Origin of the sequence: Brevibacterium sp. 239c (assembly GCF_900169365.1) — a bacterium.
Classification (GTDB): domain Bacteria; phylum Actinomycetota; class Actinomycetes; order Actinomycetales; family Brevibacteriaceae; genus Brevibacterium.
This window is the reverse complement of record NZ_FXZH01000001.1, coordinates 319,418-344,831: the sequence shown is the minus strand read 5'-3', so window position 1 is coordinate 344,831 and position 25,414 is coordinate 319,418. Positions and strand designations below refer to the sequence as shown.

Sequence of the window (25,414 nt, the reverse complement as noted above, 5' to 3'; positions counted from 1 at the left end):
ACTGACACAAACTGAAGCAAAAGCCTACTTCTGAACTAAATCTGTCCTATTCGTGCTGATGAGGCACGTGGTCGATGCGGTGCGCATAGAATCGAGGCCATGAACATTCTTGTCATCGGTGAGGCTCTCATCGACATCGTCAGCTCGGCAGGGGCACCGGATCGCTATGCCCCCGGCGGAGCGCCGGCGAATGTGGCCCTCGGCTTGGGGCGCCTGGGTGCCGATGTGGAGCTGCTCACTGATGTCGGAGATGACTTTCACGGCGGCTTCCTGCTTGCACATCTGCGGGAGTCGAACGTGCAGGTGCACACGCGCCCTACCGGTTCGACCTCGACGGCAAGGGCGCTGCTGTCACCGGATGGTTCTGCCGAATATGATTTCGCGCTGCACTGGGCGCCGGATCCCTCTGTGGTCGACGACGGCAGGTGGTCGGCGATCCATGTCGGTTCGATTGCGGCTTTCCTCTCCCCCGGTGCCGCGGTCGTCGACGCTCTCCTGGAGCGGGGGCGCCAGTCCTCGGCGCTCCTGTGCTTCGATCCCAACATCCGACCCACCATCATCGGAGACCAGGAGCAGGCGCTGGCTCGGTTCGAGTCAATTGCCTCACGGGTGGATGTCGTCAAGCTCAGTGACGTCGACGCGGATTGGCTCTATCCCGAGCTGAGCCCCGATTCTCAGATTGAGCGGATTCTTCACCTCGGGGCTTCACTGGTGGCACTGACCTGCGGGTCGGAGGGATCCTTCATCACCACCGCCTCGGCGAGGGTGAGCGTTCCCGCGCGCACAGCCAAGGTGGCGGACACGATAGGTGCGGGAGATTGCTTCATGTCCTCGCTGGTGCACGACCTGCAGGACTCTGGTTCACGGCTTGATGCGATGAGCGAGAGCGAACTCAGACAACTCGGTGAGAATGCCTCACGGCGCGCCGCTGTCACCGTCTCTCGGCCCGGAGCCGATCTGCCCTGGGCCAGCGAGGAAGGCACCTAGCTGCTCGAGCACGATTCGGTGCCCATTTCGGCTGCCCTCGATCATGCCCTGACCGACGAACGACACGACCTGGTCGACGATCGAAACACACGTCCCCACCGGTACGTCGGAGAAGGTCCACGTGATCATGGCCGTGCCGAGAACCTCTTCACCGGACCACACGGTATCCGTGTGGACCACATACGATTCCGCCTCAACACGGATATAGGACATCGCGGCGGAGAACTCCAGTCGCTCCGGCGATCCACACCTGTAGCGCGCACTTCCACCCGTTCTGAAATCATCGTGATCGTAAACGAGACCATCGCCTGCGGGAACTCCCCATTGCTGCCGTGTCTCGGTGTCGGCGAAGGCCGCCCAGACGTCCCTGCGGGGACGTACGATCTCAGTGCTCAGATACAGAGTCTCGGTCATCGGATGCATCGTGGGCACCTCATTCTCCGGAGAGGACGATGCGATTGCTGCCAGGGTCCCCCACCTGCAGGATCCGCTGACCTCCGCCTGACTGCGGGCCACCGTGATCGATGCCGGCTGCGCTGAGTCGATCGGCCAGAGCATCGAAGCTGGTCTCCTGGATGACGATGCTCGAGCGTCCGGCTCGATCGGGCTCGGCCCTGATCTGGACGCCGGCTCCGGGTGCCAGGTGCCATTCGAGCAACCCACTCATCGGTGCGGCGTCGGGTTCTCGGGCGAACAGCTTCGTGTACCAATCCTGTGCGCGCTTCGGATCCTTCACGGTGGCGTTGGCCATGACTCCGGTGAACATGATCGCTCCTTCGAGATCGCATAACGCAGGCAATTGCGTTTTGCAATCACTTCTACCATGCAAACACAGATGCCCGGCTTCTACAAGCATTTGAGGCCATTCAGCCGAACGGCGCCAACGAGAAGCGGCCCCAGGCGAGAAAGGCGAACGCCAGCAGATACGTAACGTCGCCGGCCATCAGCGCCCATTCGCTGCGACGGAAACGAGTCGTTGCCGCTCCCGTCATCACCAACATGAGACCGCAGGCAGCAAGTGGAGACAGAAGGGGAAGAAGCCCAATCAGAGGTGGAACCACCAGACCGATCACACCGATGATCTTGATCGTACCGATGGCTTTGACGTGAGCGGCACCGAAATCATCGACCCAGTGCTGGCTGTTCGCCAGGGACCGGTAGCGCTCCTTGGTGAGGATCAGCTGGGTGGCCCCACCGACCCCGAAGGCGATGGCCAGCAGGCCGGTGAGAATCCACAGTACGATATTCATCAGCAAGTTCTCTCTCTCTGGTTTGGAGGTCCGTTCGGGCCTTCACCTTCATGACGAAGCGCGGCACGAAAAGGTAACAGCCATCAGAAAACTTCTTCCGAGCTCGGAATTCGAAGAGCAGAGACCCCACCTCACCGCAGTGGCGACGCAGATCTTCGGCACGCGCACCGACGCCGAGGATGTCGTACAGGAGGCATGGATCCGACTGGACAGGTGGGGCGCAGAAGACATCGAAAACCTCGGCGGTTGGCTGACTCGGGTGGTCGGGCGCATCTGCCTCGACGTTCTGCGCAGACGGACATCACGCGGAGAGACGGCGCTTGATATCTGGGAGGCTGATGTCGTCCTCACCGACGACCACCCTGGCCCAGAAGAGGCCGCCACCCAGTCGGATTCCCTTGGACTGGCCCTGCTGATCGTGCTCGATTCTCTGCGCCCCGAGGAACGATTCGCGTTCGTCCTCCACGACCTCTTCGCCGTGCCCTTTTCTGAGATCGCCGCGATCATCGGCCGCTCGAGCGAGGCAGCGAAGATGGCTGCCAGTCGGGCCCGGCGCAAAGTACGCGACGTCCCGGTACCTACGGGCGATCTCACCGAGAGACGCGAGGTCGTCGACGCATTCCTCAGTGCCGCGCGGGATGGTGACTTTGATGCCTTGTTGCATGTGCTCGATCCGAACGTCACTTGGCACCGCTGCTCAATGCGCGGACACACCGTGGAACTCGGGGCAAACGAGGTTCTTGCTGCAGTCAGGCGCGGCGATCCTGGCAAGATCGAGGCCCGACGCATCAGTGTCAACGGCGAGCCGGGAATCTTCGTTTCAACGACAGGCGGTCAGCCTCTGGGCTTGATGTCGTGCACGGTTGCCGAGGGCAAAATGGTCGATATCGTCTCGATCATCGACCCCAAGCGACTGGGGCACATGGAGATACCCTTTCTGCGCGGCCCTTCGGACCGCTGAGGATCCGAGGCTCACGGCATGTCATGAACAGCTATGAGTCCTAGCAAGCGTCGCGTCGTACTCGGCCTGCAGCCGCTCCGAAGCCTTCGGTCGGTCTGGATTCGTTCGCGGCACTCCGAGGTGGATTTCCCTCAGTTCTCCCATGAGGTCGTCGACCAGCTCGGGTGAGTCCGCGAGAATGCGAGCCCGTACCGTCAATTCCGGTGTTGTGGCGCGATGATTCATTCCCCAGCTCCCGAGGGCGACCATCACTGGCACAACCTGGATGCCGGCCTCGGTGAGGGAATAGGCCACCCGCTGCCCCCTGGCGGCATCGGCACGGGTGAGCAGGCCTTCATCGACGAGCTTGCGCAGACGGTCGGCCAACATGTTCGAGGCGATGCCTTCATCGTTGAGAGTCAGCAGTTCACGGAAATACCGTCGACCGCCGAAGACGATGTCCCGGAGCACGATCAGACTCCACGAATCACCCAGGACCTCGACCGCAGCATTGATCGCACAGCCAGATCGCGGTTCGCTTCGCAATTCATTCTCCCAACTGGTTGCGTTCTACAATCACAGCATTCTACGCTGGGAGCAATTCTCGCTGACAATCACACCGGAGTGATCATGTTTCGTGCTCGAGTACACAGCCAATTCGTTTCACTCGACGGCTATTCCGCCGGTGACTACGTTACGTTCGACAAACCCATCGGAGATGCGCAAAGGCTCTTCGGCTGGTTCGACGGTCAAGGAATCGAGGGCATCGGCGACATCGATGCACCTGTGACCTTGGACCGCGCGCTCTTCGCGATGTGGGGGCAGGGCATCGGCGCCGAGATCATGGGACGCCAGAAGTTCGGGCCCCAGGAAGGGCCGTGGCCCTACGATGGATGGCGCGGCTGGTGGGGCGAGGAACCGCCGTTCAAGACTCCGTGCTTCGTGCTCACTCACCATCCCCATGAGGCAATGCACTTTCCCAATGGAACAAGCTTTCACTTCATCGATGCCACCGCGGAACAGGCTCTGAAACAGGCAAAGGAAGCAGCCAATGGTCTCGACGTGCGCATCGGCGGTGGGCCCTCGACCATCCGCCAGTTCCTCGCCGCAGACCTCGTGGACTTCATGAGTGTGGCAATCGTTCCGATCACACTGGGCCACGGAACCTCGCTGTGGGAAGGGCTGGGCGGAGTCGAAGACCGTTTCACCATCGAAACGATCGGTTCCTTAAGCGGCCTGACTCATCAGTTGTGGAACAGAAAAGACCGGGCCGGTTCGTCCTGAACCCGCCCGGTCTCTGCTCGATGAAGCCCGCTGCTACTTCACAGCCTCGGCGATCGGAGTGTCACCGTCATAGAAGTTCACGGTCTCACGGACCGCTGCTTTCTGGGAGATGACGTGCGTGATGACGTCGGCGACGAGCTCGCGTGAGGTGACCCGCGTGTCATCGCTGGGCGTCTGCCCCTCGACGTCTCCGGACGCGTCGGCCAACGTCAGGGCGCCCTTGGACGGTTCCAGGGTGAGTCCGCCGGGGCCGAGCACGGTGTAGTCAAGCGAACTTGCCCGCAGGTGTTCGTCCGCTCCGTGCTTCGCCTCCACGTAGGGGTAGAACGAGTTGTCCGGGTCAACGCGGTCGAGGTCGATTCCGGCGGTCGCATAGGACACGATGACGTAGCGGTCGACTCCAGCCTTCGCGCTTGCGTCAATCGATCTCTTGGCTGCTTCGAAGTCGACCGCTCGGGTCCGCTCGGGGTTACCACCACCGGCACCGGCGGAGAACACAACCGCCTTTGCCCCGGTGAAGAGTTCGGCGAGTTTGTCCGTATCTGCCGACTCGATGTCGAGGACGACGGCATTCGCGCCCGCGGCCTCCACATCGGCGGTCTGATCCGGGTTGCGGATGACGGAATCCACCGAGTATCCGGCTTCTTTGAGCTTCGGTGCGGCCATGAGGGCGATCTTGCCGTGTCCTCCGAGAATCACTACGCGGTCTGCATCAGACATGTATCTCTCCTTCGTCGGTGTGCTGGTGGTTCCTGCTCTCAGGACAGCCACAAATGCCAGCAGATTATTCCCACAGACGTCACCGATCAGCGACATCCCTGTACCGTTGGGATATGAATTCGGTGGCGAATCGACTCATCAATGGCGAGGTTGAGGTTGTGCCGGCAACGCCCGATCTCTGGCCCCGGGTGGGCCGTGTCTACGGTCCTCGCGAAAAGAATCCCGACTCGTGCTGGTGCCAACGGTTCCAGCGGCACGCCGCTGTAGACAACCGGACTGCACTGCGGCGTGAGATCGAAGATTCGACTCTGCCGATCGGCCTGCTGGCCTTCATCGATGACGAGGCCGTGGGATGGACGCGGATCGTCCCCCGCTCATCTCTTCCCGGAATTATGGAGAATCGGGCACTTGCGCGGCTGTTGGACGATTCAGCTGATGCCTGGTGGGTCTCGTGTTTCGTCATCAGACGTGAACATCGGGGCAAAGGAATCGGCACGGCTCTTCTGCGCCGAGCTGCTGACTGGGCCTTTGACCACGGTGCAACGTGTGTCGACGGTCATCCGGTTGATATCTCAGCCCTCAGCGGCGCCCCCGCACCCTCAGCTGTATTCACCGGAACGGTGTCGATGTTCCAGGCGGCGGGATTCGCCGAGGTCGGTCGGACCTATCGCAGCCGTCCCGTCATGCGGCTACTCCGATCTGACGACGCGACGCGGTCGTGGACGACGCGGCGCAGGTGTGGATGATCATGGACCCGAAGGCACCTTCGATCGATCTCAGTTATCCGTTCACGGGCCGTTGGCTGGTACAGAACAGTCCCGCTGATCGGGTGCCCAGCCACGGGACGACGATGTTCGCCTCTGCATTCGCCATTGACTTCGTTCCCGTCGACGAGACCGGAAAGTCTGCACCCTACACTGTGGCGTCATTCTTCCGTTCGGAAGCTCCTGAGACTTTCCCCGGATTCGGAAGACCTGTTCTGGCACCGCTCGACGGAACGGTCGTGTCCACTGTTCACTCCGAAATCGATCATCTGGCACACCGGGGCCTGCCGTCCATCGGGTACGCGGCGAGTCAGCGTGGACGCGTCGCCGGCGGATGGATGTCAGCCGCGGGAAATCATGTGCTGCTCGAGTCCGGCGGGATCGTCGTGGCGGTGTGTCACCTGCAACAGGGCAGCATCAGCGTCCGGGCAGGGCAACGAGTCGGAGCAGGGGAGGTGCTGGGTCGGTGCGGGAATTCAGGCAACAGCACCGAACCCCATGTTCATCTGCAAGCCATGGACGGCAGGGACCCGCAGCGAGCTCACCCCGTCCCGATAGCCTTCGACGGAGTCCTGCCGCGTAACGGCACAGTCCTGAAGATGTGAATGACGAGCACTGCCACGCACGGTGCTCAGTTGCCCTGATGGCTACGGCAAAGCGAGTCCTGAGAGTCGAGAAGGAGCAGGTGCTCTAACCTGGTGACCATGCTTCGACGCCTTGCCGCCCGCGCGTTCTGGTTCCTAGGCCCTTGGAAACTGGTCACCGAGCCCGCCCCGAACCAACCCACCGTCCTCATCGGCGCCCCTCACACCTCCAACTGGGACTTCCCCGTCATGCTCGCCATCGCCTGGCGCCTGGGCATCGATGTGCACTGGATGGGCAAAACGAGCCTGTTCACAAGCTGGCGTGGACCGATCATGCGCGGACTCGGCGGCATTCCTGTCGATCGATCCGATCCCAAACGCGTCGTCGCCGAGGTGATCGACCGTGTCCGTTCCGGAGAGGTCTTCGGGCTGGTCGTCACCCCCGACGGCACCCGCAAAGGGCACACCCACTGGAAATCAGGCTTCTATCGGATAGCCATGAAGACCGGGATGCCTGTGACGCTCGGCTTCGTCGACCGGACAACGATGACCACCGGGCTGGGGCCGACGATCGAACTGACCGGGGACGTGGCTGCAGACATGGACCGGATCCGTGAGTTCTACGCCGACAAGGCAGGCATTCGTCCCAAACATCGCGTCGAACCACGACTGCGCGAGGAATTCGAAACAGACTGAGCACATGGATGATCTGCGCGTGCCCGCCGGACCCGGGATACCTCACGGCCTCATGGTGCCCGGATCCGAGCTGAGCGAACAGTTTTCGCGGTCGTCCGGTCCTGGCGGACAACACGTGAACACTTCAGACACACGCGTGCAACTGAGCCTCGACCTCGGATCGACCACGGTGCTGACGGACGAGCAACGCGAGCGTGTCCTGCATATTCTCTCGCCCAAGCTCTCCGGAACAGTCCTCACCGTCAATTCCGAACACCAGCGCTCGCAGCTGCGCAATCGCACTGCAGCACGGGATCGACTGACCGAGCTCTTGAGAGAAGCGCTCGCTCCACCCGTTGAACGTCGGGCCACGAAACCGTCGCGGAACTCGCGCCGACGGCGGGCGCGAGCAGAGGGTCGACGCTCGGAGATCAAACGCAATCGCAGACGGCCCAGGCTCGACTGACCTTCCCACCGAATGACATGAGTGGCGACGAAGAGCACAATGGACCATATGAACAGCATCGAGATTCTCACCGACTTGGCCCAACGACCTGTCGATGCAGCCAAGCGTCTGCCGACGCTCACCGCCGAGCAGCTCAACGCCCACCCCGGCGAGCATCCCAATTCGATTGCCTGGCTGCTGTGGCACACCGGGCGCGAAGTTGATGTCCAACTCTCCGACCTGACCGGTGACGAGCAGGTGTGGGAGAAGTTCCGGGATCGTTTCGCACTGGGAGAACTCGGTGACTCCGTCGGCCTCGGACACACCGCTGAGCAGGCCGCGGCGATTCGGGTCGAGGACCAGCAGCTGCTTGTCGACCATCTGGGGGCCACGCTGACAGCGCTGGGCCGCTACATCAGCGAACTGTCCGAAGCAGACCTGGACGACGTCATTGACGAGAGCTGGACTCCCCCGGTCACACGCGGAGTGCGCCTAGCTTCGATCATCGATGACGCCGCCGTGCATGTCGGCCAAGCCGCCTACGCCGCAGGTTCCCTGACCGCAAAGCAGCACGATGCTGGAGGTAGGTGAGCTCAGCGTATAGTCGAAGGTGGAGCTGACTCTGGTTCCCCGACGATGGGAGGCCGGATGACCGGCACCGCACAACCGACCACTGCCGCCACCACCGCCTCGGCGTCCGATGGGACACCTGGTACCGGCCTACTCACCCTTGGCCTGCTCGCTGGCTCCTCGATGGAGAACGAACGGCGCCTCCCGCTCCACCCTCACCACCTCGACCGCATCGACCCCGATATCCGGGCACGGATGATCGTCGAACGAGGCTATGCCGAAGACTTCCAGCTCTCGCCTGGCTACATCGAGTCTCGTGTCGGACGCGTGGCCGAACGCTCCGAAGTGATCGAATCAGCCGATGTGCTGCTTCTGCCGAAGCCCCAGGCCGCAGACGTGGAGGCGATTCCCGAAAACCGCGTGCTGTGGGGCTGGCCGCACTGCGTGCAGGATGTGGCGATGGCGCAGACTGCGATAGATCGTCGGCTGACTCTCATCGCCTTCGAAGCGATGAACCATTGGACCCCGAAGGGAGATTTCAGCCTGCACGTGTTCCACCAGAACAACGAACTGGCCGGCTACTGCTCTGTCCAGCACGCGTTGAGCCTGACCGGCTCCACCGGTGACTATGGTCCGCGACTCAGTGCCGTCGTCATCGGGTTCGGAGCAACAGCGCGAGGTGCTGTGACCGCGCTGAAGGCCCAGGGGATCCACGACATCCAGGTACTCACGCAGCGAGGGGTCGCAGCCGTCGGGTCGCCGATCCACAGCGCACACATCACCCAACTCAACACCGGCGATGGACCTGTCCACCTCAGCACGGTGGTCACCGACGCTGGCGATGTCCTGCTCCCGACATTCCTCGCATCGCACAACATCGTGCTCAACTGCACGCTCCAGGATGTCTCCTCGCCGATTACCTATCTGCGCACGGAAGATCTGAAGGAGTTCGCCCCGGGCAGTCTGATCATCGACGTTTCCTGCGATGAGGGAATGGGCTTCGAGTGGGCGAAGCCCACCGGCTTCGACAATCCGATGTTCACCGTCGGGCAAGGAGTCAACTACTACGCCGTCGACCACACTCCGTCGTACCTGTGGAACTCCGCGACGTGGGAGATCAGCGAAGCGATCATGCCCTATCTCCGCACAGTCATGGAAGGACCAGATGCGTGGTCACAGGTTCCCACGATCTCCCGAGCGATCGAAATCGACAATGGAGAGATCAAGAACCCGAGTATCTTGAGCTTTCAGGAGCGAGGACCTGAGTACCCGTACCCCAGGACCGTCGATATGAGCTGAGTTCGCAGCAGGACGTCACATGGTCGGTCGCAGGCTCTCCACGAGGATGCTCGCCCCCTGTTCCCCTGCCTTCGTCGGCAGGAGGGCATAGACGTGCAGTTGGCCTTCGCCTTCGTGCCACGTCACTGAGACTCCTGCTCCTCGTGCCTTAGTGCCGAACAGATTGGCGTCCGGGTTGAGCACGTCCCGAGTCCCGGTGAGGATGGTCAGCGGTCCAAGCCCGCTCATGTCACCGAATAGGGGGCTGACTATCGGATCCTCAATTTCATCGTCACCGCGCCATCTCTGGGCCAGGAGGCGACCTCCGGAACGGCCCAGCCACGGGTCGAAGGGCTGTACCGCGTCGATCTGCGGGTTCTTCCACGTCAGATCCAGCGCCGGCGACAGCAGAGTTGTGCCCGGCAGCTGTGTACCTTGGTCGCGCAGGTGCAGTGCTGCAGACAGAGCGATCTGACCGCCGGCGGAATCCCCGGCAAGACGTACCTGATGATCGGAGTCGAGCTCGGCGCGAATCAGGTCGACGACGCCATCGCGGGCTTCACGTGCCGTGCCGAAGGGCAGCAACGGATAGATCGGCACGATGACGCGCTGGTTCGTCTTTCGAGCGATGCGGGCAATGAGCTTCCAATGCTGAGGAACGATTTCGTTGACCCAGCCGCCACCGTGGACGTAGACCACGACAGCCTTAGGCCGAGTCCAGCTGGAAATAGGTGTCGATGGTTCAACGTCATAGACCGGCCATGCGCTCGGACCCGACAGTCGGCGGTTCACACTCACGCCTTCTAATCGTGAGGGCGGAGCGTAGGAGGCGGGTCGGACAAAACGCTCATCGATGCGTCGGTGCGCTCCTTCCTCGGTTACGAACGGCCGATTTGCCCGTGTCGCTTTGAGATAGATAGGGACGATCGATTCGGGAAGCAGGAGGCGCAACGGATTCCTTTCGCGCTCAGAGACGAAGCATGGCAGTCGCGATGTCTTCGGTCGCCCACTCAGGTATCTGTGTTCCCATATCCTCGAAGATCAGCGGCTGTGCTTCAGTGATCTCTGCGGCAAGTACTTCAGCATTGCCGACGGGAAAGAAGGGGTCGGCTCGACCGTGGACGATCAGGCTCGGTATTCGCAGGTTGCGAAGGCGTTCTCGCCAGCGTGGTGAGCAGTCAAGTCTGGAGAAGACCATGCCCAGCTGATTCGCCTGGTGGACTGACGTATCCGATGTCGGGGTTCGGTCCCAGATTCGAGCGGCAGCTGCTCGGGCCTGCTCCGCGTCATTACCCAACAGTGCGGCGCCTTCGGCTGCGAATTCGGCCACGGCTCGACGGTCGGTCCAATCGGGTTGAGGACGAGAGAACACCGCCGACATCACGGTCTGATCATGATCGGGCAGGTCGTCATCGACAGGGCCCGGAGCAACCGGGCGAGTGCTCACCAGTGTCAGTGCCGAAATATTCTCCGGGTGATCAAGTGCCGCAACCTGGGCGACCATGCCTCCGACACCGATGCCAGCTAGGTGGGCGGACTTCGCACCGAGGGCTGTGACGAGGTCCGCGGCATCATCGGCAAGATCACGCAGGTCGTACGTCGGGTTTTCCGGGTCCAACGTGGATGAAGCACCCGAGTCTCGGAGGTCGTAGCGAACGACTCTGCGCCCGGCTTCGGCCAGACGTTGGCACAGAGAATCGGGCCACGACAACATCGTAGTTCCACCGACGAGCAGCACGAGGGGATCGTCATCGCGGCCGAAACTCTCAACACCGAGATCGACGCCGTTCACTCTTATGGTGGCCATATGTGCACGGTAGCACTGCAGTCAGTCCAGCCCGGCCGCATGAAGCATCTTCTGCGCCACCTCCTGCACAAGAAGGCGGAGCTCCTCAGGATGTTCGATCTCCACCTTGCACCTCAGCGTCGCAATGGCCGGCAGGAGCCAATCAAGGTTTTCAACATGGAGCTCCGCCCGATACATCGGCGACTCATCTACGGAGTTCAGCTCCCCTCTTGGAATCATTCGCTCCAGTCGGGCAACACTGGCCGCCAATCGTGCTCGGATATGCTCCTCGGTTGCAAAGATGTGCAGGATGACATGCCACCGATAGTGTGCCTCGGCGAATCGTTCGAGGAGTCGGGACTTCACGTCAAGACGCTCTGCGGCTGTGAATGTTGCCGATGTCGTTCACACCGTGCGGATGCAGTCGACTCGGAACGTGCGTTCCTCATTCTTTTCCGTATCAAATGCGAGCAAATACCACTGATCCGAATGTGCGACCAAGCCATATGGGTGGATCAGACGTCGTGATGCGATTGCAGCGCTGTTCAGATATCGCAGTTCAAGAGCCTGATGGCGATTGACGGCCTCAGCCAGCGTCAGCATGACGGCAGGATCAGGAGCGTCTCCCCTAGCCCAGATCGTTGAGTCGCGCCACGTCTCTGCGAATCGTACGATCATCGACGCCGAGGCGGTCAGTCAATTCGGAGACGGTTCGCAGTTGAGCGGACAGGAGCAGTTCGAGAATCTGCAAAGTTCGTCGATGCTGTCTGTTCTGGCCTCCGGGAATTCGTCGAGGCCTTCGTCAATGAACCCACCGACACGCCATGGGGTAACTGATCACTGCTGGTCAGAGACCTGGACGGTAATCTGATCAACTTCTTCACCCCGCTCATCGAGGAGGCGACTCACGACTGATTCGCGGATCGAGCTGATGATCTGTTGCCTGCAGAACCTCCACCTCGTGGCTATTGAAGTCGTTCGGATAGGTAGTTTTCTGCGATGCTGATATGTCCCTGGCTGCCGAGGGAGTTCTTCGCTTTCTGCGTGTAGGCGTGATTCGCGAGTGGAACCTGCACCGCCTGGACGTCGACTCCACGGTCTCGAGCTGTGTCGACCCATGCGAGCTGGTCAGCGGGTGCGATGACATCATCACGCATCGCGGTCATCACGAGCGTCTGCGGGGTGGTCTCAGTGATGTGCGCGGCGGAATTCACCGTGGCGTAACGTTTCGGGAATTTCTCGGGCGTACCGCCGGTGTAACTGGACGCGAAAATGCGCGAGCCCGTGCCCGCACCTGGGCCCGCAGGGGCGTTTGCGTAAAGGCCGGTCACGTCGAACGCAGGGTAGTCGGCGACGACTGCTGCCGGAACGGGAACCTCCCCACCGCACGTGGATTCAGCGTTGCCTTGAGCCGCGGCGCCGGCGGTGTTGGCGACCAAGTTGCCGCCGGAGCTCTCACCCCAGAACGCGAGACGATCCATATCTGCACTAAGCGTGTCGGCGTGGGTCTGAATCCAGGACGCAGCACACGCAACCTGCGAGGGCGCACTCTGCCAGGTCGGATTGTTCTTGTTCGCAAGTTCGTACTCGACCGACACAACCAAGTAGCCGTGGTCAGCAAGGGTGCGCAGCTCTGAACTCACTGCGTCAGGCTCTCCCGCGATCCAGCCGCCACCATGGACTACCATGATCGTCGGCGCCGGGCCTTTCGCACCCTCCGGCTCGTAGATCGATAAGGAGAGGTCGTCCCCCGAGCTGGACTTGTCGTACACCTCGTGTCGGTCTGGCGATGCTGCGTCCATTGCGGACAACCCGAACGCGGCGGTAAATAGGTTGACCGAGCCTCCGGCTGACGTGATGGCGCCGACGAGAACGATGACCACCGCGATATTCGTGACCGCGCCGACCCCGCCGAGCACTGTCACGACTACACCTGAGCGCCGACGCCCCCTGCGCACAGCAACGATTCCGACGAGGAGCACGATCAGTCCGGCAAGAGCCACTATCGGTGCCACGGTCGGCGCCCACCGAGCCGCAAACGAACTTAGTGGCCCAATCCCGGGAATGAGTGATGCGAGTCCGAAGATTGCAACAATCATGCCCAGCAAGAGCGCGATGGCGATCACCACTGCCCTGAAAAGCTTCGCGAAGCCCCCTCGTTCCGAGTGCGGCAACGAGTTCGTGCTCTCGGTCATCTTCAGTCCTCAACTTTCGATCTTCCAGGTTGACACTCCACCTACATGAGATCTCATCGTTGCGATCATATGCTGACGCCAGCGGTCACTATAGCGCATGGGACTAGACCACATACGTGGGCGGGCACCCTTGCGCATGAGAATCTTCACAGCATCGTCAGACTAGGAATTGATCAAAAAAGTGATCGACGACGCCAGAATCCATTTTCGAGTTCGAAAACGCTCATCCTGACGCTCGGGACCGACAGATTCAGACTCGCTGACACATACATCGGACGTCGCCCGAGTACGGGCCATCCGGCCGTTCTCGCACCTGTTGGTGCGTCGCCGGCGTCCACTGGTAAGAAGTGAGCTCGATCCGTCTTAGACGGTTGAATCGGAATTCGACTTCGTGTTGAAACGAAAACTCCCCACGTTTCAACACGTGCGACCATCGGCTGCACGAACCAACATCACGAGTCGTCCGTCACGGCCCCAATGTCGCAGTTCCGCGCGATGGGAGACGTTGATTGGCCCCACTCTCCGGCTCGAACGCGCGCTTGTCGCGCATCGAACGCTTTCTGGATCCACGAATCTCTCCGAGATGCCCCACACGAGCGGATCGTTCGTCGGCTCGACGTTGAACCGAAGACACCCCGCTTCAGCGTTTATGACTTCGATATGTCGAGGAAAGTGATGGAGGACAACAGCAACCTCATCGCTGTCTGCACAGAGGAGAAGCCCATCGACTCCTACGGGGCTCACGCGACTTCCAGCGGTGTGATCTGGGCGAGCTGCTCTGCCACACGATCTTCGGTGAGCTCCAGCTCGTAGTGCGTCTGCTGGTTCAGCCAGAACTGCGGATCAATACCGAAATAGCCTCCCAGGCGAAGCGCAGTGCCAGCCGTTATCGCACGCTTGCCGTGAACGATCTCATTGATGCGGCTTCCTCGAGTTACGTAACCGAATAACCTATCAACACGCTACTCCGGCCGGGCTGTGCCCGAGCCGCCGGTATACAGACCATTGGCTAGTGACTTTCACGTGGAGCCGGACTCCATAGGCTCGTTGTTCCAGCACGAGACTGCGCAGTCAGTCTTCGCGTTCGCTCGGGGTAGGAAAGGCCTCCCACCCGCCAGCCACGTCACCAACCTAACGGGTCAATACAGCGGAACTATCTTCAGACATTGAACCGGAACTCCACCACGTCCCCATCGACCATCACATACTCCTTACCTTCCATCCGGACCTTGCCGGCGGATTTGGCAGCGGCCATGGAGCCGTTGGAGTCGAGGTCGTCGAAGGAAACGACTTCGGCCTTGATGAAGCCCTTCTGGAAGTCGGTGTGAATGACACCAGCTGCTTCAGGCGCTGTCGCGCCCTTCGGAATCGTCCAGGCACGGGATTCTTTGGGGCCGGCAGTCAGGTAGGTCTGCAGACCCAGTGTGTCGAAACCGACGCGCGCCAGCTTGTCGAGTCCGGCCTCTTCCTGGCCTGTGGATTCCAACATCTCGAGGGCTTCCGCCTCGTCGAGCTCAGCGAGCTCAGATTCGAACTTGGCATCGAGGAAGATCGCTTCGACGGGCGCCACCAGCGCACGCATCTCGGCCTTCTTCTCTTCGTCGGCCAACACATCGTCGTCGACGTTGAAGACATAGAGGAACGGCTTAACGGTCATCAGCTGAAGTTCACGCAGCTCTGTGACGTCGAAGTTGTCGGCCTGCATGGCCTGGTACAGGGTCTTTCCGCTCTCGAGGATCTCGACGGCGGAGTCGATCACGGTCAGCTGCTGTGCCGGCGCCCGCTTGCCCTTCACCTCTTTCTCGATTCGAGGTCGCGCCTTCTCCAAGGTCTGCAGGTCGGCCAGGATGAGTTCAGTGTTGATGGTGTCGATGTCATCTGCGGGACTGATCTTGCCCTCGACGTGGATGACGTCGTCATCGACGAACCCGCGGATGACCTGGCAGATCGCTTCCGCTTCGCGAATGTTAGCCAGGAACTGGTTGCCCAGCCCTTCACCTTCGGAGGCACCACGGACGATTCCGGCAATATCGACGAAGTCGACCGTTGCGTTGAGAATTCGTTCTGAACTGAAGATCTCTGCCAACCGGGTCAGCCGCGCGTCAGGCAACGGCACCACGCCGACGTTCGGTTCGATCGTCGCGAACGGGTAGTTCGCCGCGAGAACTTGGTTCTTGGTCAATGCATTAAACATGGTCGACTTGCCGACATTGGGCAGTCCCACGATTCCGATAGTTAGAGCCACGGTAGCTAAGTCTATCCCGCCGCCGAGGTGCGGGTCTAAATCTCGCGTCAGTGCCGTCTGTCACGCTGAAGTCATGAATGCTTTCCCCACCACAGGACTCATCATCGTCTTCATCCTGGCGATCATCATCAGTGCCGCCCTCGGCTTCCTTCTTGGTCGCGCACACACGCGTTCTCGCTATATCGAGCGACTCACGAGAGCGGAGACCACGTCCCGGATCCTCACCAATCGGACCGAGGATCTGGAGGCCGATGCGCAGATGGCCGGTGAGATCACCGCTGCCATCGGACCGCTGGCCGCAAGCGTCAACCATCTGCAGGAGAATCTGCAGGCTCAGGATCGAACTCAGCTTGAGCAGATCACTCGCCTCAACACTCAGATCGGCCATCTCAGTCAGCAGAATCTCCGGTTGCAGGAGTCGACGGGTTCACTGGCCACTGCGCTGAATTCGACGACTCAGCGCGGTGACTGGGGTGAGGTCCAGCTCCGACGCCTCGTCGAATACGCAGGTCTCCTCCCCCATGTGGACTTCGAGACTCAGGTCAGCAGTGAGCGTGATGGCAAACGCCACCGCCCCGATATGACCGTCAACCTGCCCGGCGGCGGAACAATCATCATCGATGCCAAGACGCCGCTGTCAGCACGCATGGAGGACGTTGAGGCCAGCGATGAAGATCATGCTCGAGCGTTGCTGCGTCATATCGATTCCCTGGCGTCCAAGGAGTATTGGAAGTCCTTCGACACCGCACCGGACTTCGTCGTCTGCTTTGTTCCCACAGACGGGCTGTTGTCTGCGGCAGCATCGACCTATCCGAAGATGATCGACCATGCTCTCGGCAAAAACGTTGTGCTCGCATCCCCAGCCACGTTGCTCGTCCTCCTCAAGACGGTCGCGCTAAATTGGCGACAAGCGGATATGAGCACTTCGGCGGCCGAGGTGCTCAAGCTCGGCACCGAACTCTACGAACGCATCGGTACCCTGGTCACCCACGTGACGCGAATGGGGACGAGTCTCGATCGCTCGGTTCACGACTACAACCGCTTCGTCTCATCACTGGAATCGCGGTTCCTCGTCACGGCCCGGAAGTTTCCGTCAACGGGTATCGTCGCGACCGAACTCGATACAGTTGCTGAACTCGACTCACGCACCCGGGGAGTCAGCGCTGAAGAACTCACACGGCCACGCGTCTCGGGACATGATCCGTTTGCGACACAAGATCCCACCGAACTGAGACGCAGGCATACCGGTACCGACTAAACCTGGCACCGACACCAGGCACCGACACCAGGCACCGATCAGATCAGATCAGATCGTGGTCCCGGTCGGCTCCGTCGCGCTTATTCGATGTCTTCATCCCGGCGGCTTTGAGATCCTTGCGCAGTTCGCGCGGCAACGAGAACATTATGTCTTCCTCTGCCGTTACGATCTCCTCGACCGAGCCGAAACCGTACTCGGCCAACAGTTTGAGAAGGTCCTGGACCAGCCCTTCCGGCACGCTCGCTCCTGAGGTCACGCCGACAGTCGCGACATCATGGAACCATGTTTCGTCGACCTCACGAGCGAAGTCGACGCGATGCGCGTCCTTGGCCCCATGCTCCAGAGCAACTTCAACCAGGCGTACGGAGTTCGACGAATTGGCTGAGCCGACAACCAGAACCAGATCGGATTGCGGGGCGATCTTCTTCACGGCCACCTGTCGGTTCGACGTGGCATAGCAGATGTCGTCGCTCGGCGGGGCCTGCAGGTGGGGGAACCGTTCACGCAGGATATCGACAGTCGCCATCGTTTCGTCGACACTCAACGTCGTCTGTGACAGCCAGACTAGTTTCTCGGTGTCTGCGATCTCGACGGTCTTGGCTTCTTCAGGATTCTGGATCAGAGTGATGTCATCGGGAGCCTCCCCCATCGTACCCTCGACCTCTTCGTGACCGGCGTGGCCGACAAGCAGAATGTGGTAGCCATCGCGGGCGAAGCGCACGGCCTCGCGGTGGACCTTCGTCACCAGTGGACAGGTCGCGTCAATCGTGGACAGTTCACGTGCGGCTGCCTCGGCGTGCACCGCAGGAGAGACACCGTGTGCTGAGAATACGAGGCGCGCACCTTCCGGAACCTCATCGGTTTCGTTGACGAAGACGGCGCCGCGTTCGGAGAGAGTGTCGACCACATGGCGGTTGTGCACAATCTCCTTTCGCACGTACACGGGAGCACCATAGTGCTCGAGTGCGCGCTCGACGGCGATCACGGCACGGTCAACGCCGGCGCAGTATCCGCGTGGGGCGGCCAGAAGCACCTTCTGGCCAGCACCTTCAGGCGTCCGGATGTCCTCCGGAGCAAGACGCTTGCGCGGAATGATGGGCATGGGTACAGATATGGCAGTCACAAGCTCAGTTTAGGCCGGGGACCTGAACAACGGCTACAAAGGTGAAGCAATCCACATCACACACCTACCAGCCGGATCACGACCCCAACCGCGCGAGTTCCTGCGCGGCGATGATTCGTCATGTCACCACCGTTCGTTAGGGTGGTGGATTGGAAGGGGAGACAACATGGCGCAACGAATTTCCGGCACCCCCGGGACCCTCGGCGAAACGGTCGACGCTCAGGAGCTGGCGGCGACAGCAGGCGAGACGACGGCAGAGAACCCATGGCCCCTGAGTCTGCTCTCGAGCAAGATGAAGTCCTATATTGATCGCATGTCGAGCGTGTGGATCGAGGGACAGGTTGTCGAGCTCAATCACCGCGGCAAGGCCAGCTATCTGACTCTGCGCGACACCGATGTCGAAATGTCGCTGCCGGTCCAGATCTGGAAGAACGTACTCGACCGCACTGGGGCTCCGCTGTCTGAGGGCAGCCATGTCGTCGCCAACCTCAAAGCAGACTTCTGGACCAAGACCGGTCGCCTGACCATGCGGGCCAATGACATCCGGGCCGTCGGCCTCGGCGAGCTCCTGGCCAGGCTCGAGCGACTGAAGAAGCAACTCGGCGCAGAGGGCCTGTTCGACCCGAATCGGAAGAAGCGTCTGCCGTTCCTACCCAATCGGATCGGCCTCATCACCGGCAGAGACTCCGATGCGCAGAAGGACGTCGTTCGCAACGTCACCCTGCGCTGGCCGGCCGCCGAATTCGAAATCCGCAACTGCGCTGTCCAGGGACCCGACGCCGTTCCCGGTGTGATGAAGAACCTCGCCGAACTCGATGCCGACCCGCAGATCGACATCATCGTCATCGCTCGCGGGGGCGGCAGCATGGAGGACCTGTTGCCATTCTCCAATGAGGCACTCGTTCGCGCCGTGTCTGAGGCGAACACTCCCGTTGTGTCGGCAATCGGCCACGAAGCCGACCGTCCGATCCTCGATGAGGTCGCAGATATGCGAGCATCGACGCCCACCGATGCGGCCAAACGCATCGTTCCCGATGTGGCCGAGGAAGCGATGAATCTGCTGCGTGCTCGGGCTGAACTCGATGCCGCCGTCAACCGGATCATCGACCGGGAGCAGGAGATGCTCACCGCAGTCCGATCACGCCCTGTCCTTGCCGAGCCTCAGACCATGGTGGCCGCGCACGAAGAGCAGCTGCGGCTGGTGCGTCGACGCAGCCTCCAAGCGACCACGACACGCATCGTGCAGGCACAGACGGAGATCAGCCATCTTCGTTCACAGGCACGGTCGCTCTCACCACTGCGGACTCTCGAACGCGGGTACGCCGTCGTCCAAAACGACGAGGGTCAGGCCATCCGAGACTCGGCCGAGGTGGACACCGGCGCCGGTGTCCACGTCCGTGTCGCTCGCGGACGCTTCGACGCCGAGGTGACAGCTGTGCAGGAAAACACCGAAGACAACCACGCCTCAAAGCAATAGCAGCACCTGGCCCAACCACACCGCAACACTCACAACTCACCCGATCAAGCCACGGAGGACGTAATCATGACAGAACCAACAACCGGGCAGAACCAGGCCGACATCAATTCCCTCAGCTACGAACAGGCTCGTGAAGAATTGGTCGGAATCGTCAAACGACTCGAGGCTGGAAATCTTCCCTTGGAGGACTCGCTGAGTCTGTGGGAGCGTGGCGAGGCTCTGGCCGATCGTTGCCAGGGGTGGCTTGATGGTGCTCGTGAACGTCTCGACAAAGCGCGTGAGGAATCTTCAGACGAGGAAGGCTGAGCCTCACTTGAGCTGTTTGGAAACCTGTTTGGCGAAGAAGTCGATGGAATCGGGAGTCGCGATTGCGGTGATGACGACGAAGTTGTCGCCCTTTCCGGTCACCCAGTATTCCTTGGCGTCTGCGGTCCTATAGATCTGGTAATCCAAGCCGCCGGCGGTCACTGTCTCAGCTGCAACTGCATCGCCGACTTTGCTTTTGGCCCATTTCTCCGTGGCTTTGGCTTGCTCGATGCTCACCCATTGCCGCTCGGTACCGACGAAGGACATGTACCAGGATGTGCGGTCCGAATCGCCCACACGATCAAGGCTCGCCTCGTTCGATGTCCATCCGCTCGGAATTTTCGGCACGATGAGGTCGAACTCGGCGCTGTCCTCCGACTGCTCGGCAATCGTCTGGTAGTCGACCACACGCTGCGGGTCGACCTCTGGTTGCGGTGCGATCAGCAGCACCACGGCAACGACTGCGAGGCAGGCCAGGATCGCAATGATCATGTTGACCCAGTTCGAGTTCTTCCGTAGGAAGCGCATCTCTTCCCTGGACCCCGGGAGCATCACTCCGGACTCGTCAGCCATTGGCACTCCCTCGGACCCGGCATCCGCGTGTGTCACGGGCGCCTGCGATCCCACAGCGTAGGTATTGGATTGGGCATTCACATCGCCATTGTCCTCGGGGTTGGTCCCCAGGGCCAATCCTGGACGGGCATTCATGACAGAGACCACAACGACGGCGCGAAATCGTACCGATGTCGGCACCGAACGTGCGGGGTGGCACAATTGGACTTATGAGTGACTCCAATGAACCTGCTGCCGTGAAATCTCATCATGACCGAGGCCGAGTGGATGCCGAGGCTCCTCCCGTCACCGTGACGGATACCTGGTCCCAGAAAGCACAGGTCGGAGCCGACGCTCCCGACCGCAACCTCGCTCTCGAACTCGTCAGAGTCACCGAAGCCGCTGCCATCGCAGCTGCCCCTTGGGTGGGCCGCGGCGATAAGAACGCCGCCGATGGTGCCGCTGTTGCCGCTATGCGCAACGTCATCTCAACCGTGCGCATGGCCGGACGCGTCGTCATCGGCGAAGGTGAGAAGGACGAAGCACCGATGCTCTTCAACGGCGAACAGGTCGGCGACGGCGAAGGCGCTCACTGCGATGTGGCTGTCGACCCGATCGACGGCACGCGTCTGACCGCCCTGGGCATGCCCAACGCGATTTCGGTCATGGCCGTCACCGAAGATGGCGCCATGTACGATCCTTCAGCTGTCTTCTACATGGAGAAGCTCGTCACAGGTCCCGCTGCCGCCGACGCGGTCGACCTGCGCCTACCGGTAGCAGAGAACATCCGTCGCGTCGCCAAGGGCAAAGGAACGAACGATCCTGCCTCGGTGACCGTGATGATCCTCGATCGTCCGCGCCACCAGAAGATGATCGATGAGATCCGTGCGGCTGGAGCACGCATCCAGCTCATCACCGACGGCGATGTCGCCGGCGCTATTGCCGCCTGCCGCCCGGGAACCGGTGTCGACATGCTGATGGGCATCGGCGGCACCCCTGAAGGCATCATCACCGCATGCGCGATCAAGGCACTGGGCGGAGTCATCCAGGGTCGCCTTTGGCCACAGGACGATTCGGAGCGTGAGGCCGCGGCCGCAGCCGGGCTCGACGTCGACCAGGTACTCAACACCGATGATCTCGTCACCGGTGACAACAGCTACTTCGTCGCCACCGGCATCACCAACGGTGATCTGCTAGACGGTGTGAAGTTCGACGGCGGACATGTCACCACCCACTCTCTGGTCATGCGCTCCAAATCGGGCACCGTGCGTTCGGTCTTCGCCGAGCATCAGGCTGCGAAGACCCATTCCTATGTCGAAGCTGCCGAAGAGGCTGCTCGACGCGGACTCATCTGAGCATTCGCTTCTGATCTCCATCGTCCGTCACCATCCATCACTGTCGACACCGGACCCCACCGACTCGACCCTCTGATCTCACCCACCGGAAGTAGGTTCTTGACCGATGCCGAACGAAGCATGGAAACGTCTGCTCGAAGGAAATCATCGCTTCGTCGACGACGTCCCGAAACATCCCAATCAGGACACCGCACGACGTGAGGCACTGTCGAACAATCAGATGCCCTTCGTCACGCTCTTCGGCTGCTCGGACTCGCGAGTTGCCGCTGAGATGATCTTCGATGTCGGTCTCGGCGACATGTTCGTCGTGCGCAACGCCGGACAGGTCGTCGATCCAGTGACGCTCGGCTCTCTTGAGTACGGGGTCGAAATCCTCGGCACTCCCCTGCTCGTCGTGCTCGGCCACGACAGCTGCGGTGCGGTCACAGCTGCGTATGACTCCTACGATTCCGGAGAGACTCCCCCAGGGTTCATCTCCGATGTCGTGGCACGGATCCTGCCGACTGTGGCCAGGGCCCGTAAGAACAACCGCAAGACTGTCAATGAGACGGTCACGCAGAACACCATGGACACGGTGGAGAAGATCATGCAGCTCTCTGCAATCATCTCCCGGGCAGTCGACGAAGGTCGCCTCATCATCGTCGGCCTGACCTATCAGCTGCACGACGGTCGCACCACGGTCGTCGCACAGCACGGAGGCGACGAGGACGCGACTTCGACCTTCGCGTCCTGATCCTGGCTGCACCCGCGGCCTCAGCAGACACAATGACCAACAGCCCAGACATCATGTCGGAAAGGACAACTATGAGCGAAGAATTTCGCATCGAGCACGACACCATGGGAGAAGTGAAGGTTCCCAAAGATGCCCTGTACAGCGCACAGACACAGCGCGCCGTGCAGAACTTCCCGATCTCGGGCAAGACCCTGGAGTCGGCTCATATCGCCGCTTTGGCCCAGGTGAAGAAGGCGGCTGCGAAGGCCAACCTCGAACTCGGAGTCCTTGACGCTGACAGGGCCGGAGCCATCCAGAAGGCCGCCGAGGCGGTCATCGCCGGCGAATACGACGCCCACTTCCCCATCGACGTGTTCCAGACCGGTTCGGGAACATCTTCGAACATGAACACCAACGAGGTCCTGGCCTCCCTGGCGACGAAGGCCCTCGAATCCCAGGGCATCGACGTTCACCCCAATGATCACGTCAATGCTTCCCAGTCCTCGAACGACGTGTTCCCCACCTCGGTACACGTCGCCGTAACCCAGGCCTTGGTCAACTCGCTGATTCCAGCGATGGAGACGCTCGCTGTCTCGCTGGAGAAGAAGGCGAAGGAATTCGCTTCGATCGTCAAATCGGGCCGCACCCACCTCATGGATGCCACCCCAGTGACGCTGGGACAGGAATTCGGCGGCTATGCTGCCCAGGTTCGATACGGCATCGAGCGCATCGAGGCTTCGCTGCCTCGCGTCGCTGAGGTTCCGCAGGGCGGCACCGCAGTGGGCACCGGAATCAACACACCGGACGGTTTCTCCGCTCGAGTCGTCGAGATCCTCGCTGAGGAGACCGGTCTTCCGATCACGGAGGCACGCAACCACTTCGAGGCTCAGGCCAACCGCGACGGACTCATTGAGGCTTCGGGCCAGCTGCGCACCATCGCCTACGGCTACATGAAGATCTGCAACGATCTGCGGTGGATGGGATCGGGCCCGAACACCGGCCTCGGCGAAATCGCCATTCCTGACCTGCAGCCGGGTTCCTCGATCATGCCCGGCAAGGTCAACCCGGTCATCTGCGAAGCCACCATTCAGGTCGCCGCGCAGGTCATCGGCAACGACACCACCGTGGCACTGTCCTCGACCAACGGAGCCTTCGAACTCAACGTCGGCATCCCTGTGATGGCGTCGAATCTGCTCGAATCCATCCGTCTGCTCGCGAACTCTTCGACTGTGATGGCCGAGAAGATGATCGACGGACTCCAGGCCAACGAGGAGCGTGCCCGCTTCCTCGCCGAGGCAAGCCCCTCCATCGTGACTCCTCTTAACAAGGTCATCGGCTACGAATCGGCGGCGAAGATCGCCAAGCACGCTGTGGCGAACAAGATGACCGTGAAGGAAGCCACCATCGACCTCGGCTTCGTCTCCAACGGCTCCATCACCGAGGCCGACCTCGACAAGGCACTCGATGTCACCACGATGATCGGAAACTACAAGTAAATCACACGGCTTCACCTCAGCTACACGGCCAAGGGACCCGGCGGCGGAACATCACGTTCGGCCACCGGGCCCCTTCGCGTTCACCGCGTGCTAGGAGCGGAAGGGATCGAACTCTTCGAGCACATCGGTGACCAGAGCCGCGATCTCGGAGCGTTCCGATCTCGTCAGCGTCACATGGGCGAAGAGATCGTGGCCCTTGAGCTTCTCGATCACCGCCGCCACACCGTCATGTCGGCCCACCCGCAGATTGTCCCGCTGAGCGACGTCGTGGGTGAGCACCACCTTCGAGTTCATGCCGATGCGTGAGAGCACGGTCAACAGCACGTTGCGCTCCAACGATTGGGCCTCGTCGACGATGACGAACGCATCATGCAAGGATCGGCCCCGAATGTGGGTCAGAGGCAGAACCTCGAGCAGGTCGCGGTTCATCACCTCTTCGATCACGTTCTTGCTCACCAGCGCACCAAGCGTGTCAAAGACCGCCTCGGCCCACGGGTTCATCTTCTCGCCCTCACTGCCGGGTAAGAAACCGAGGCTCTGGCCGCCGACGGCATAGATCGGGCGGAAGACCATGATCTTCGAATGCTTGCCCTCTTCGAGTACCTTCTGCAGTCCCGCCATGAGTGCGAGTGCGGACTTCCCCGTTCCGGCTCGACCTCCCAAGGACACGATTCCCAGTGCATCGTCGAGGAGCATGTCGATGGCCACTCGCTGCTCGGCGGACCGTCCATGGACTCCGAAGATGTCACGGTCACCGCGCACCAACGACACCCGGTTGCCTGGTCGCACCCGGCCGAGTGCGGAACCACGAGGTGAGGTGATGACCACGCCGGTGTTGACGACCTCATCTGTGACCGCCTCGGTGGTTGCCCACCCCTGCTCATAGAACTGCGACATCTCGTCTTCGTCCAGAGACAGCTCGCTCATCCCCGTGAACCCGGAGTCGGTGGCCAGTTCCGCCAGATATTCTTCGGCCTGCAGCCCGAGCGCCGAGGCCTTCACACGCATCGGCACGTCTTTCGTGACCACGATGACGTCCTGGCCTTCAGCTGCCAGGTTCCGGGCGACGGAGAGGATGCGAGTGTCATTCTCCGACCGGTCGAAGCCGATCGGCATCGTCGAGGCGTCGACGTGATTGAGCTCAACACGCAATGTGCCGCCGGCATCACCGACCGGGATCGGCTCATCGAGTCGGTCGAATTCGGACCGGAAGTCATCGAGGATGTGCAGTGCTTTGCGAGCGGTGAAACCAAGTTCCGGATGATTGCGTTTGGCTTCCAACTCGGAGACGACGACCAGCGGAATGACGAGATGGTGTTCTGCGAATCTCAACAGGGCACCCGGATCGGAAAGCAGCACCGAGGTGTCGAGAACGTAAGTGTGGACGTGTGCGGTCATGAGGACCCCTGTGG

The 25,414-nt window shown here is 61.1% G+C and carries 28 protein-coding genes and 2 pseudogenes; 15 read left to right on the top strand and 15 right to left on the bottom strand.

The genetic code is table 11. The annotated features are described in order from the left end of the window. The first annotated feature begins 99 nt into the window (after positions 1 to 99). Positions 100 to 987, top strand: a complete 888-nt coding sequence (locus tag BSP239C_RS01565) for a carbohydrate kinase (RefSeq protein WP_101569844.1) — start codon at positions 100 to 102, stop codon at positions 985 to 987. On the opposite strand, the gene BSP239C_RS01560 is transcribed toward BSP239C_RS01565, so the two are convergent. From BSP239C_RS01560 to BSP239C_RS01550, 3 genes are all read right to left on the bottom strand, one after another. After that, entirely contained in the window at positions 916 to 1,401 is a 486-nt protein-coding gene (locus BSP239C_RS01560; RefSeq protein ID WP_180958877.1) for an SRPBCC domain-containing protein, read from the bottom strand. The two genes, BSP239C_RS01565 and BSP239C_RS01560, sit on opposite strands and share 72 nt — an antisense overlap. Before the next feature lie 19 nt (positions 1,402 to 1,420). Further along, positions 1,421 to 1,753 carry a VOC family protein gene (locus BSP239C_RS01555; protein WP_101569842.1) on the bottom strand — a complete coding sequence of 111 codons (333 nt, stop codon included), beginning with the start codon at positions 1,751 to 1,753 and terminating at the stop codon, positions 1,421 to 1,423. Between the two features lie 100 nt (positions 1,754 to 1,853). Next, positions 1,854 to 2,237 (bottom strand): DoxX family protein, encoded by a 384-nt coding sequence (locus BSP239C_RS01550; protein ID WP_101569841.1) that lies wholly within the window; start codon positions 2,235 to 2,237, stop codon positions 1,854 to 1,856. 82 nt (positions 2,238 to 2,319) lie between these two features. On the opposite strand from BSP239C_RS01550, the gene BSP239C_RS01545 reads away from it, so the two are divergent. Next, positions 2,320 to 3,198: a sigma-70 family RNA polymerase sigma factor gene (locus BSP239C_RS01545; RefSeq protein WP_257930008.1), complete on the top strand. Its 879-nt coding sequence runs from the start codon at positions 2,320 to 2,322 to the stop codon at positions 3,196 to 3,198. A 21-nt stretch (positions 3,199 to 3,219) separates the two neighbouring features. Here the strand turns inward: BSP239C_RS01545 and BSP239C_RS01540 are convergent, their stop codons facing one another. Further along, entirely contained in the window at positions 3,220 to 3,723 is a 504-nt protein-coding gene (locus BSP239C_RS01540; RefSeq protein WP_101569839.1) for a helix-turn-helix domain-containing protein, read from the bottom strand. Between the two features lie 84 nt (positions 3,724 to 3,807). Between BSP239C_RS01540 and BSP239C_RS01535 the strand changes: the two genes are divergently transcribed. Then, a complete protein-coding gene (locus BSP239C_RS01535; protein WP_101569838.1) occupies positions 3,808 to 4,461 on the top strand; it encodes a dihydrofolate reductase family protein in 654 nt (217 codons plus the stop codon). Between the two features lie 33 nt (positions 4,462 to 4,494). On the opposite strand, the gene BSP239C_RS01530 is transcribed toward BSP239C_RS01535, so the two are convergent. Further along, positions 4,495 to 5,181, bottom strand: coding sequence for an SDR family oxidoreductase (locus tag BSP239C_RS01530; RefSeq protein WP_101569913.1), 687 nt, complete (start codon positions 5,179 to 5,181; stop codon positions 4,495 to 4,497). A 113-nt stretch (positions 5,182 to 5,294) separates the two neighbouring features. On the opposite strand from BSP239C_RS01530, the gene BSP239C_RS01525 reads away from it, so the two are divergent. The 6 genes from BSP239C_RS01525 (at position 5,295) to BSP239C_RS01500 (ending at position 9,518) form a co-directional block, all read left to right on the top strand. Next, complete coding sequence (locus BSP239C_RS01525; protein WP_101569837.1) at positions 5,295 to 5,927, top strand: GNAT family N-acetyltransferase; 633 nt, start codon at positions 5,295 to 5,297, stop codon at positions 5,925 to 5,927. Between the two features lie 2 nt (positions 5,928 to 5,929). Then, positions 5,930 to 6,550: a M23 family metallopeptidase gene (locus BSP239C_RS01520; protein WP_308298049.1), complete on the top strand. Its 621-nt coding sequence runs from the start codon at positions 5,930 to 5,932 to the stop codon at positions 6,548 to 6,550. A gap of 99 nt (positions 6,551 to 6,649) precedes the next feature. Further along, a complete protein-coding gene (locus tag BSP239C_RS01515) occupies positions 6,650 to 7,225 on the top strand; it encodes a 1-acyl-sn-glycerol-3-phosphate acyltransferase (protein WP_101569835.1) in 576 nt (191 codons plus the stop codon). Positions 7,226 to 7,229: 4 nt separating this feature from the next. Then, positions 7,230 to 7,670 (top strand): alternative ribosome rescue aminoacyl-tRNA hydrolase ArfB, encoded by a 441-nt coding sequence (gene arfB / locus BSP239C_RS01510; protein WP_101569834.1) that lies wholly within the window; start codon positions 7,230 to 7,232, stop codon positions 7,668 to 7,670. Between the two features lie 48 nt (positions 7,671 to 7,718). Continuing rightward, positions 7,719 to 8,240, top strand: coding sequence for a mycothiol transferase (locus tag BSP239C_RS01505; RefSeq protein ID WP_101569912.1), 522 nt, complete (start codon positions 7,719 to 7,721; stop codon positions 8,238 to 8,240). Between the two features lie 57 nt (positions 8,241 to 8,297). Continuing rightward, positions 8,298 to 9,518 carry a N(5)-(carboxyethyl)ornithine synthase gene (locus BSP239C_RS01500; protein ID WP_101569833.1) on the top strand — a complete coding sequence of 407 codons (1,221 nt, stop codon included), beginning with the start codon at positions 8,298 to 8,300 and terminating at the stop codon, positions 9,516 to 9,518. 15 nt (positions 9,519 to 9,533) lie between these two features. Here the strand turns inward: BSP239C_RS01500 and BSP239C_RS01495 are convergent, their stop codons facing one another. From BSP239C_RS01495 to ychF, 7 genes and pseudogenes are all read right to left on the bottom strand, one after another. Then, positions 9,534 to 10,289 (bottom strand): alpha/beta hydrolase, encoded by a 756-nt coding sequence (locus BSP239C_RS01495; protein ID WP_257930002.1) that lies wholly within the window; start codon positions 10,287 to 10,289, stop codon positions 9,534 to 9,536. 175 nt (positions 10,290 to 10,464) lie between these two features. Further along, complete coding sequence (locus BSP239C_RS01490; protein WP_101569831.1) at positions 10,465 to 11,304, bottom strand: alpha/beta fold hydrolase; 840 nt, start codon at positions 11,302 to 11,304, stop codon at positions 10,465 to 10,467. Between the two features lie 21 nt (positions 11,305 to 11,325). Then, a pseudogene (locus BSP239C_RS21020) lies at positions 11,326 to 11,886 on the bottom strand (WYL domain-containing protein). A 25-nt stretch (positions 11,887 to 11,911) separates the two neighbouring features. After that, the gene (locus BSP239C_RS21310) at positions 11,912 to 11,983 is read right to left on the bottom strand and encodes a hypothetical protein (RefSeq protein WP_374701007.1); all 72 of its coding nucleotides are present in this window, start codon (positions 11,981 to 11,983) and stop codon (positions 11,912 to 11,914) included. Positions 11,984 to 12,248: 265 nt separating this feature from the next. Next, on the bottom strand, positions 12,249 to 13,478 hold the full coding sequence (locus tag BSP239C_RS01475; RefSeq protein WP_101569830.1) for an alpha/beta hydrolase: 1,230 nt from the start codon (positions 13,476 to 13,478) through the stop codon (positions 12,249 to 12,251). Between the two features lie 740 nt (positions 13,479 to 14,218). Beyond that, positions 14,219 to 14,401, bottom strand: a pseudogene (locus BSP239C_RS01465) (HigA family addiction module antitoxin); the annotation flags it as partial. Positions 14,402 to 14,637: 236 nt separating this feature from the next. Further along, positions 14,638 to 15,723: a redox-regulated ATPase YchF gene (gene ychF / locus BSP239C_RS01460; RefSeq protein ID WP_101569829.1), complete on the bottom strand. Its 1,086-nt coding sequence runs from the start codon at positions 15,721 to 15,723 to the stop codon at positions 14,638 to 14,640. 73 nt (positions 15,724 to 15,796) lie between these two features. On the opposite strand from ychF, the gene BSP239C_RS01455 reads away from it, so the two are divergent. After that, on the top strand, positions 15,797 to 16,981 hold the full coding sequence (locus BSP239C_RS01455) for a DNA recombination protein RmuC (protein ID WP_101569828.1): 1,185 nt from the start codon (positions 15,797 to 15,799) through the stop codon (positions 16,979 to 16,981). A gap of 43 nt (positions 16,982 to 17,024) precedes the next feature. Here the strand turns inward: BSP239C_RS01455 and BSP239C_RS01450 are convergent, their stop codons facing one another. Beyond that, positions 17,025 to 18,083: a 4-hydroxy-3-methylbut-2-enyl diphosphate reductase gene (locus BSP239C_RS01450; RefSeq protein ID WP_101569827.1), complete on the bottom strand. Its 1,059-nt coding sequence runs from the start codon at positions 18,081 to 18,083 to the stop codon at positions 17,025 to 17,027. Between the two features lie 187 nt (positions 18,084 to 18,270). Between BSP239C_RS01450 and xseA the strand changes: the two genes are divergently transcribed. Together xseA and BSP239C_RS01440 are read left to right on the top strand one after the other, a co-directional pair. After that, positions 18,271 to 19,581 (top strand): exodeoxyribonuclease VII large subunit, encoded by a 1,311-nt coding sequence (gene xseA, locus BSP239C_RS01445; protein ID WP_101569826.1) that lies wholly within the window; start codon positions 18,271 to 18,273, stop codon positions 19,579 to 19,581. 66 nt (positions 19,582 to 19,647) lie between these two features. Then, positions 19,648 to 19,887: an exodeoxyribonuclease VII small subunit gene (locus BSP239C_RS01440; protein WP_101569825.1), complete on the top strand. Its 240-nt coding sequence runs from the start codon at positions 19,648 to 19,650 to the stop codon at positions 19,885 to 19,887. 3 nt (positions 19,888 to 19,890) lie between these two features. Here BSP239C_RS01440 and BSP239C_RS01435 read toward each other — a convergent pair whose 3' ends face one another. Beyond that, positions 19,891 to 20,595, bottom strand: a complete 705-nt coding sequence (locus BSP239C_RS01435; RefSeq protein WP_226830638.1) for a DUF4245 domain-containing protein — start codon at positions 20,593 to 20,595, stop codon at positions 19,891 to 19,893. Positions 20,596 to 20,669: 74 nt separating this feature from the next. Here BSP239C_RS01435 and glpX point away from each other — a divergent pair, with 74 nt between their 5' ends. From glpX to BSP239C_RS01420, 3 genes are all read left to right on the top strand, one after another. Continuing rightward, positions 20,670 to 21,794: a class II fructose-bisphosphatase gene (gene glpX / locus BSP239C_RS01430; protein ID WP_180958876.1), complete on the top strand. Its 1,125-nt coding sequence runs from the start codon at positions 20,670 to 20,672 to the stop codon at positions 21,792 to 21,794. A gap of 106 nt (positions 21,795 to 21,900) precedes the next feature. Then, positions 21,901 to 22,527 carry a carbonic anhydrase gene (locus tag BSP239C_RS01425; protein WP_101569823.1) on the top strand — a complete coding sequence of 209 codons (627 nt, stop codon included), beginning with the start codon at positions 21,901 to 21,903 and terminating at the stop codon, positions 22,525 to 22,527. Between the two features lie 71 nt (positions 22,528 to 22,598). Then, the gene (locus tag BSP239C_RS01420) at positions 22,599 to 24,002 is read left to right on the top strand and encodes a class II fumarate hydratase (protein ID WP_257930001.1); all 1,404 of its coding nucleotides are present in this window, start codon (positions 22,599 to 22,601) and stop codon (positions 24,000 to 24,002) included. A 90-nt stretch (positions 24,003 to 24,092) separates the two neighbouring features. Here the strand turns inward: BSP239C_RS01420 and BSP239C_RS01415 are convergent, their stop codons facing one another. Beyond that, entirely contained in the window at positions 24,093 to 25,400 is a 1,308-nt protein-coding gene (locus tag BSP239C_RS01415; RefSeq protein ID WP_101569821.1) for a PhoH family protein, read from the bottom strand. Positions 25,401 to 25,414 lie beyond the last annotated feature (14 nt).

What these genes read in the sequence shown, in the direction of transcription:
- BSP239C_RS01565 (WP_101569844.1), top strand. Translation starts at nt 100, where the DNA reads ATGAACATTCTTGTCATCGGTGAGGCTCTCATCGACATCGTCAGCTCG.
- BSP239C_RS01560 (WP_180958877.1), bottom strand. Translation starts at nt 1,401, where the DNA reads ATGACCGAGACTCTGTATCTGAGCACTGAGATCGTACGTCCCCGCAGG.
- BSP239C_RS01555 (WP_101569842.1), bottom strand. Translation starts at nt 1,753, where the DNA reads ATGTTCACCGGAGTCATGGCCAACGCCACCGTGAAGGATCCGAAGCGC.
- BSP239C_RS01550 (WP_101569841.1), bottom strand. Translation starts at nt 2,237, where the DNA reads ATGAATATCGTACTGTGGATTCTCACCGGCCTGCTGGCCATCGCCTTC.
- BSP239C_RS01535 (WP_101569838.1), top strand. Translation starts at nt 3,808, where the DNA reads ATGTTTCGTGCTCGAGTACACAGCCAATTCGTTTCACTCGACGGCTAT.
- BSP239C_RS01530 (WP_101569913.1), bottom strand. Translation starts at nt 5,181, where the DNA reads ATGTCTGATGCAGACCGCGTAGTGATTCTCGGAGGACACGGCAAGATC.
- BSP239C_RS01525 (WP_101569837.1), top strand. Translation starts at nt 5,295, where the DNA reads ATGAATTCGGTGGCGAATCGACTCATCAATGGCGAGGTTGAGGTTGTG.
- BSP239C_RS01520 (WP_308298049.1), top strand. Translation starts at nt 5,930, where the DNA reads ATGGACCCGAAGGCACCTTCGATCGATCTCAGTTATCCGTTCACGGGC.
- BSP239C_RS01515 (WP_101569835.1), top strand. Translation starts at nt 6,650, where the DNA reads ATGCTTCGACGCCTTGCCGCCCGCGCGTTCTGGTTCCTAGGCCCTTGG.
- arfB (WP_101569834.1), top strand. Translation starts at nt 7,230, where the DNA reads ATGGATGATCTGCGCGTGCCCGCCGGACCCGGGATACCTCACGGCCTC.
- BSP239C_RS01505 (WP_101569912.1), top strand. Translation starts at nt 7,719, where the DNA reads ATGAACAGCATCGAGATTCTCACCGACTTGGCCCAACGACCTGTCGAT.
- BSP239C_RS01500 (WP_101569833.1), top strand. Translation starts at nt 8,298, where the DNA reads ATGACCGGCACCGCACAACCGACCACTGCCGCCACCACCGCCTCGGCG.
- BSP239C_RS01490 (WP_101569831.1), bottom strand. Translation starts at nt 11,304, where the DNA reads ATGGCCACCATAAGAGTGAACGGCGTCGATCTCGGTGTTGAGAGTTTC.
- BSP239C_RS01475 (WP_101569830.1), bottom strand. Translation starts at nt 13,478, where the DNA reads ATGACCGAGAGCACGAACTCGTTGCCGCACTCGGAACGAGGGGGCTTC.
- BSP239C_RS01455 (WP_101569828.1), top strand. Translation starts at nt 15,797, where the DNA reads ATGAATGCTTTCCCCACCACAGGACTCATCATCGTCTTCATCCTGGCG.
- BSP239C_RS01450 (WP_101569827.1), bottom strand. Translation starts at nt 18,083, where the DNA reads ATGCCCATCATTCCGCGCAAGCGTCTTGCTCCGGAGGACATCCGGACG.
- xseA (WP_101569826.1), top strand. Translation starts at nt 18,271, where the DNA reads ATGGCGCAACGAATTTCCGGCACCCCCGGGACCCTCGGCGAAACGGTC.
- BSP239C_RS01440 (WP_101569825.1), top strand. Translation starts at nt 19,648, where the DNA reads ATGACAGAACCAACAACCGGGCAGAACCAGGCCGACATCAATTCCCTC.
- BSP239C_RS01435 (WP_226830638.1), bottom strand. Translation starts at nt 20,595, where the DNA reads ATGAATGCCCGTCCAGGATTGGCCCTGGGGACCAACCCCGAGGACAAT.
- glpX (WP_180958876.1), top strand. Translation starts at nt 20,670, where the DNA reads ATGAGTGACTCCAATGAACCTGCTGCCGTGAAATCTCATCATGACCGA.
- BSP239C_RS01425 (WP_101569823.1), top strand. Translation starts at nt 21,901, where the DNA reads ATGCCGAACGAAGCATGGAAACGTCTGCTCGAAGGAAATCATCGCTTC.
- BSP239C_RS01420 (WP_257930001.1), top strand. Translation starts at nt 22,599, where the DNA reads ATGAGCGAAGAATTTCGCATCGAGCACGACACCATGGGAGAAGTGAAG.
- BSP239C_RS01415 (WP_101569821.1), bottom strand. Translation starts at nt 25,400, where the DNA reads ATGACCGCACACGTCCACACTTACGTTCTCGACACCTCGGTGCTGCTT.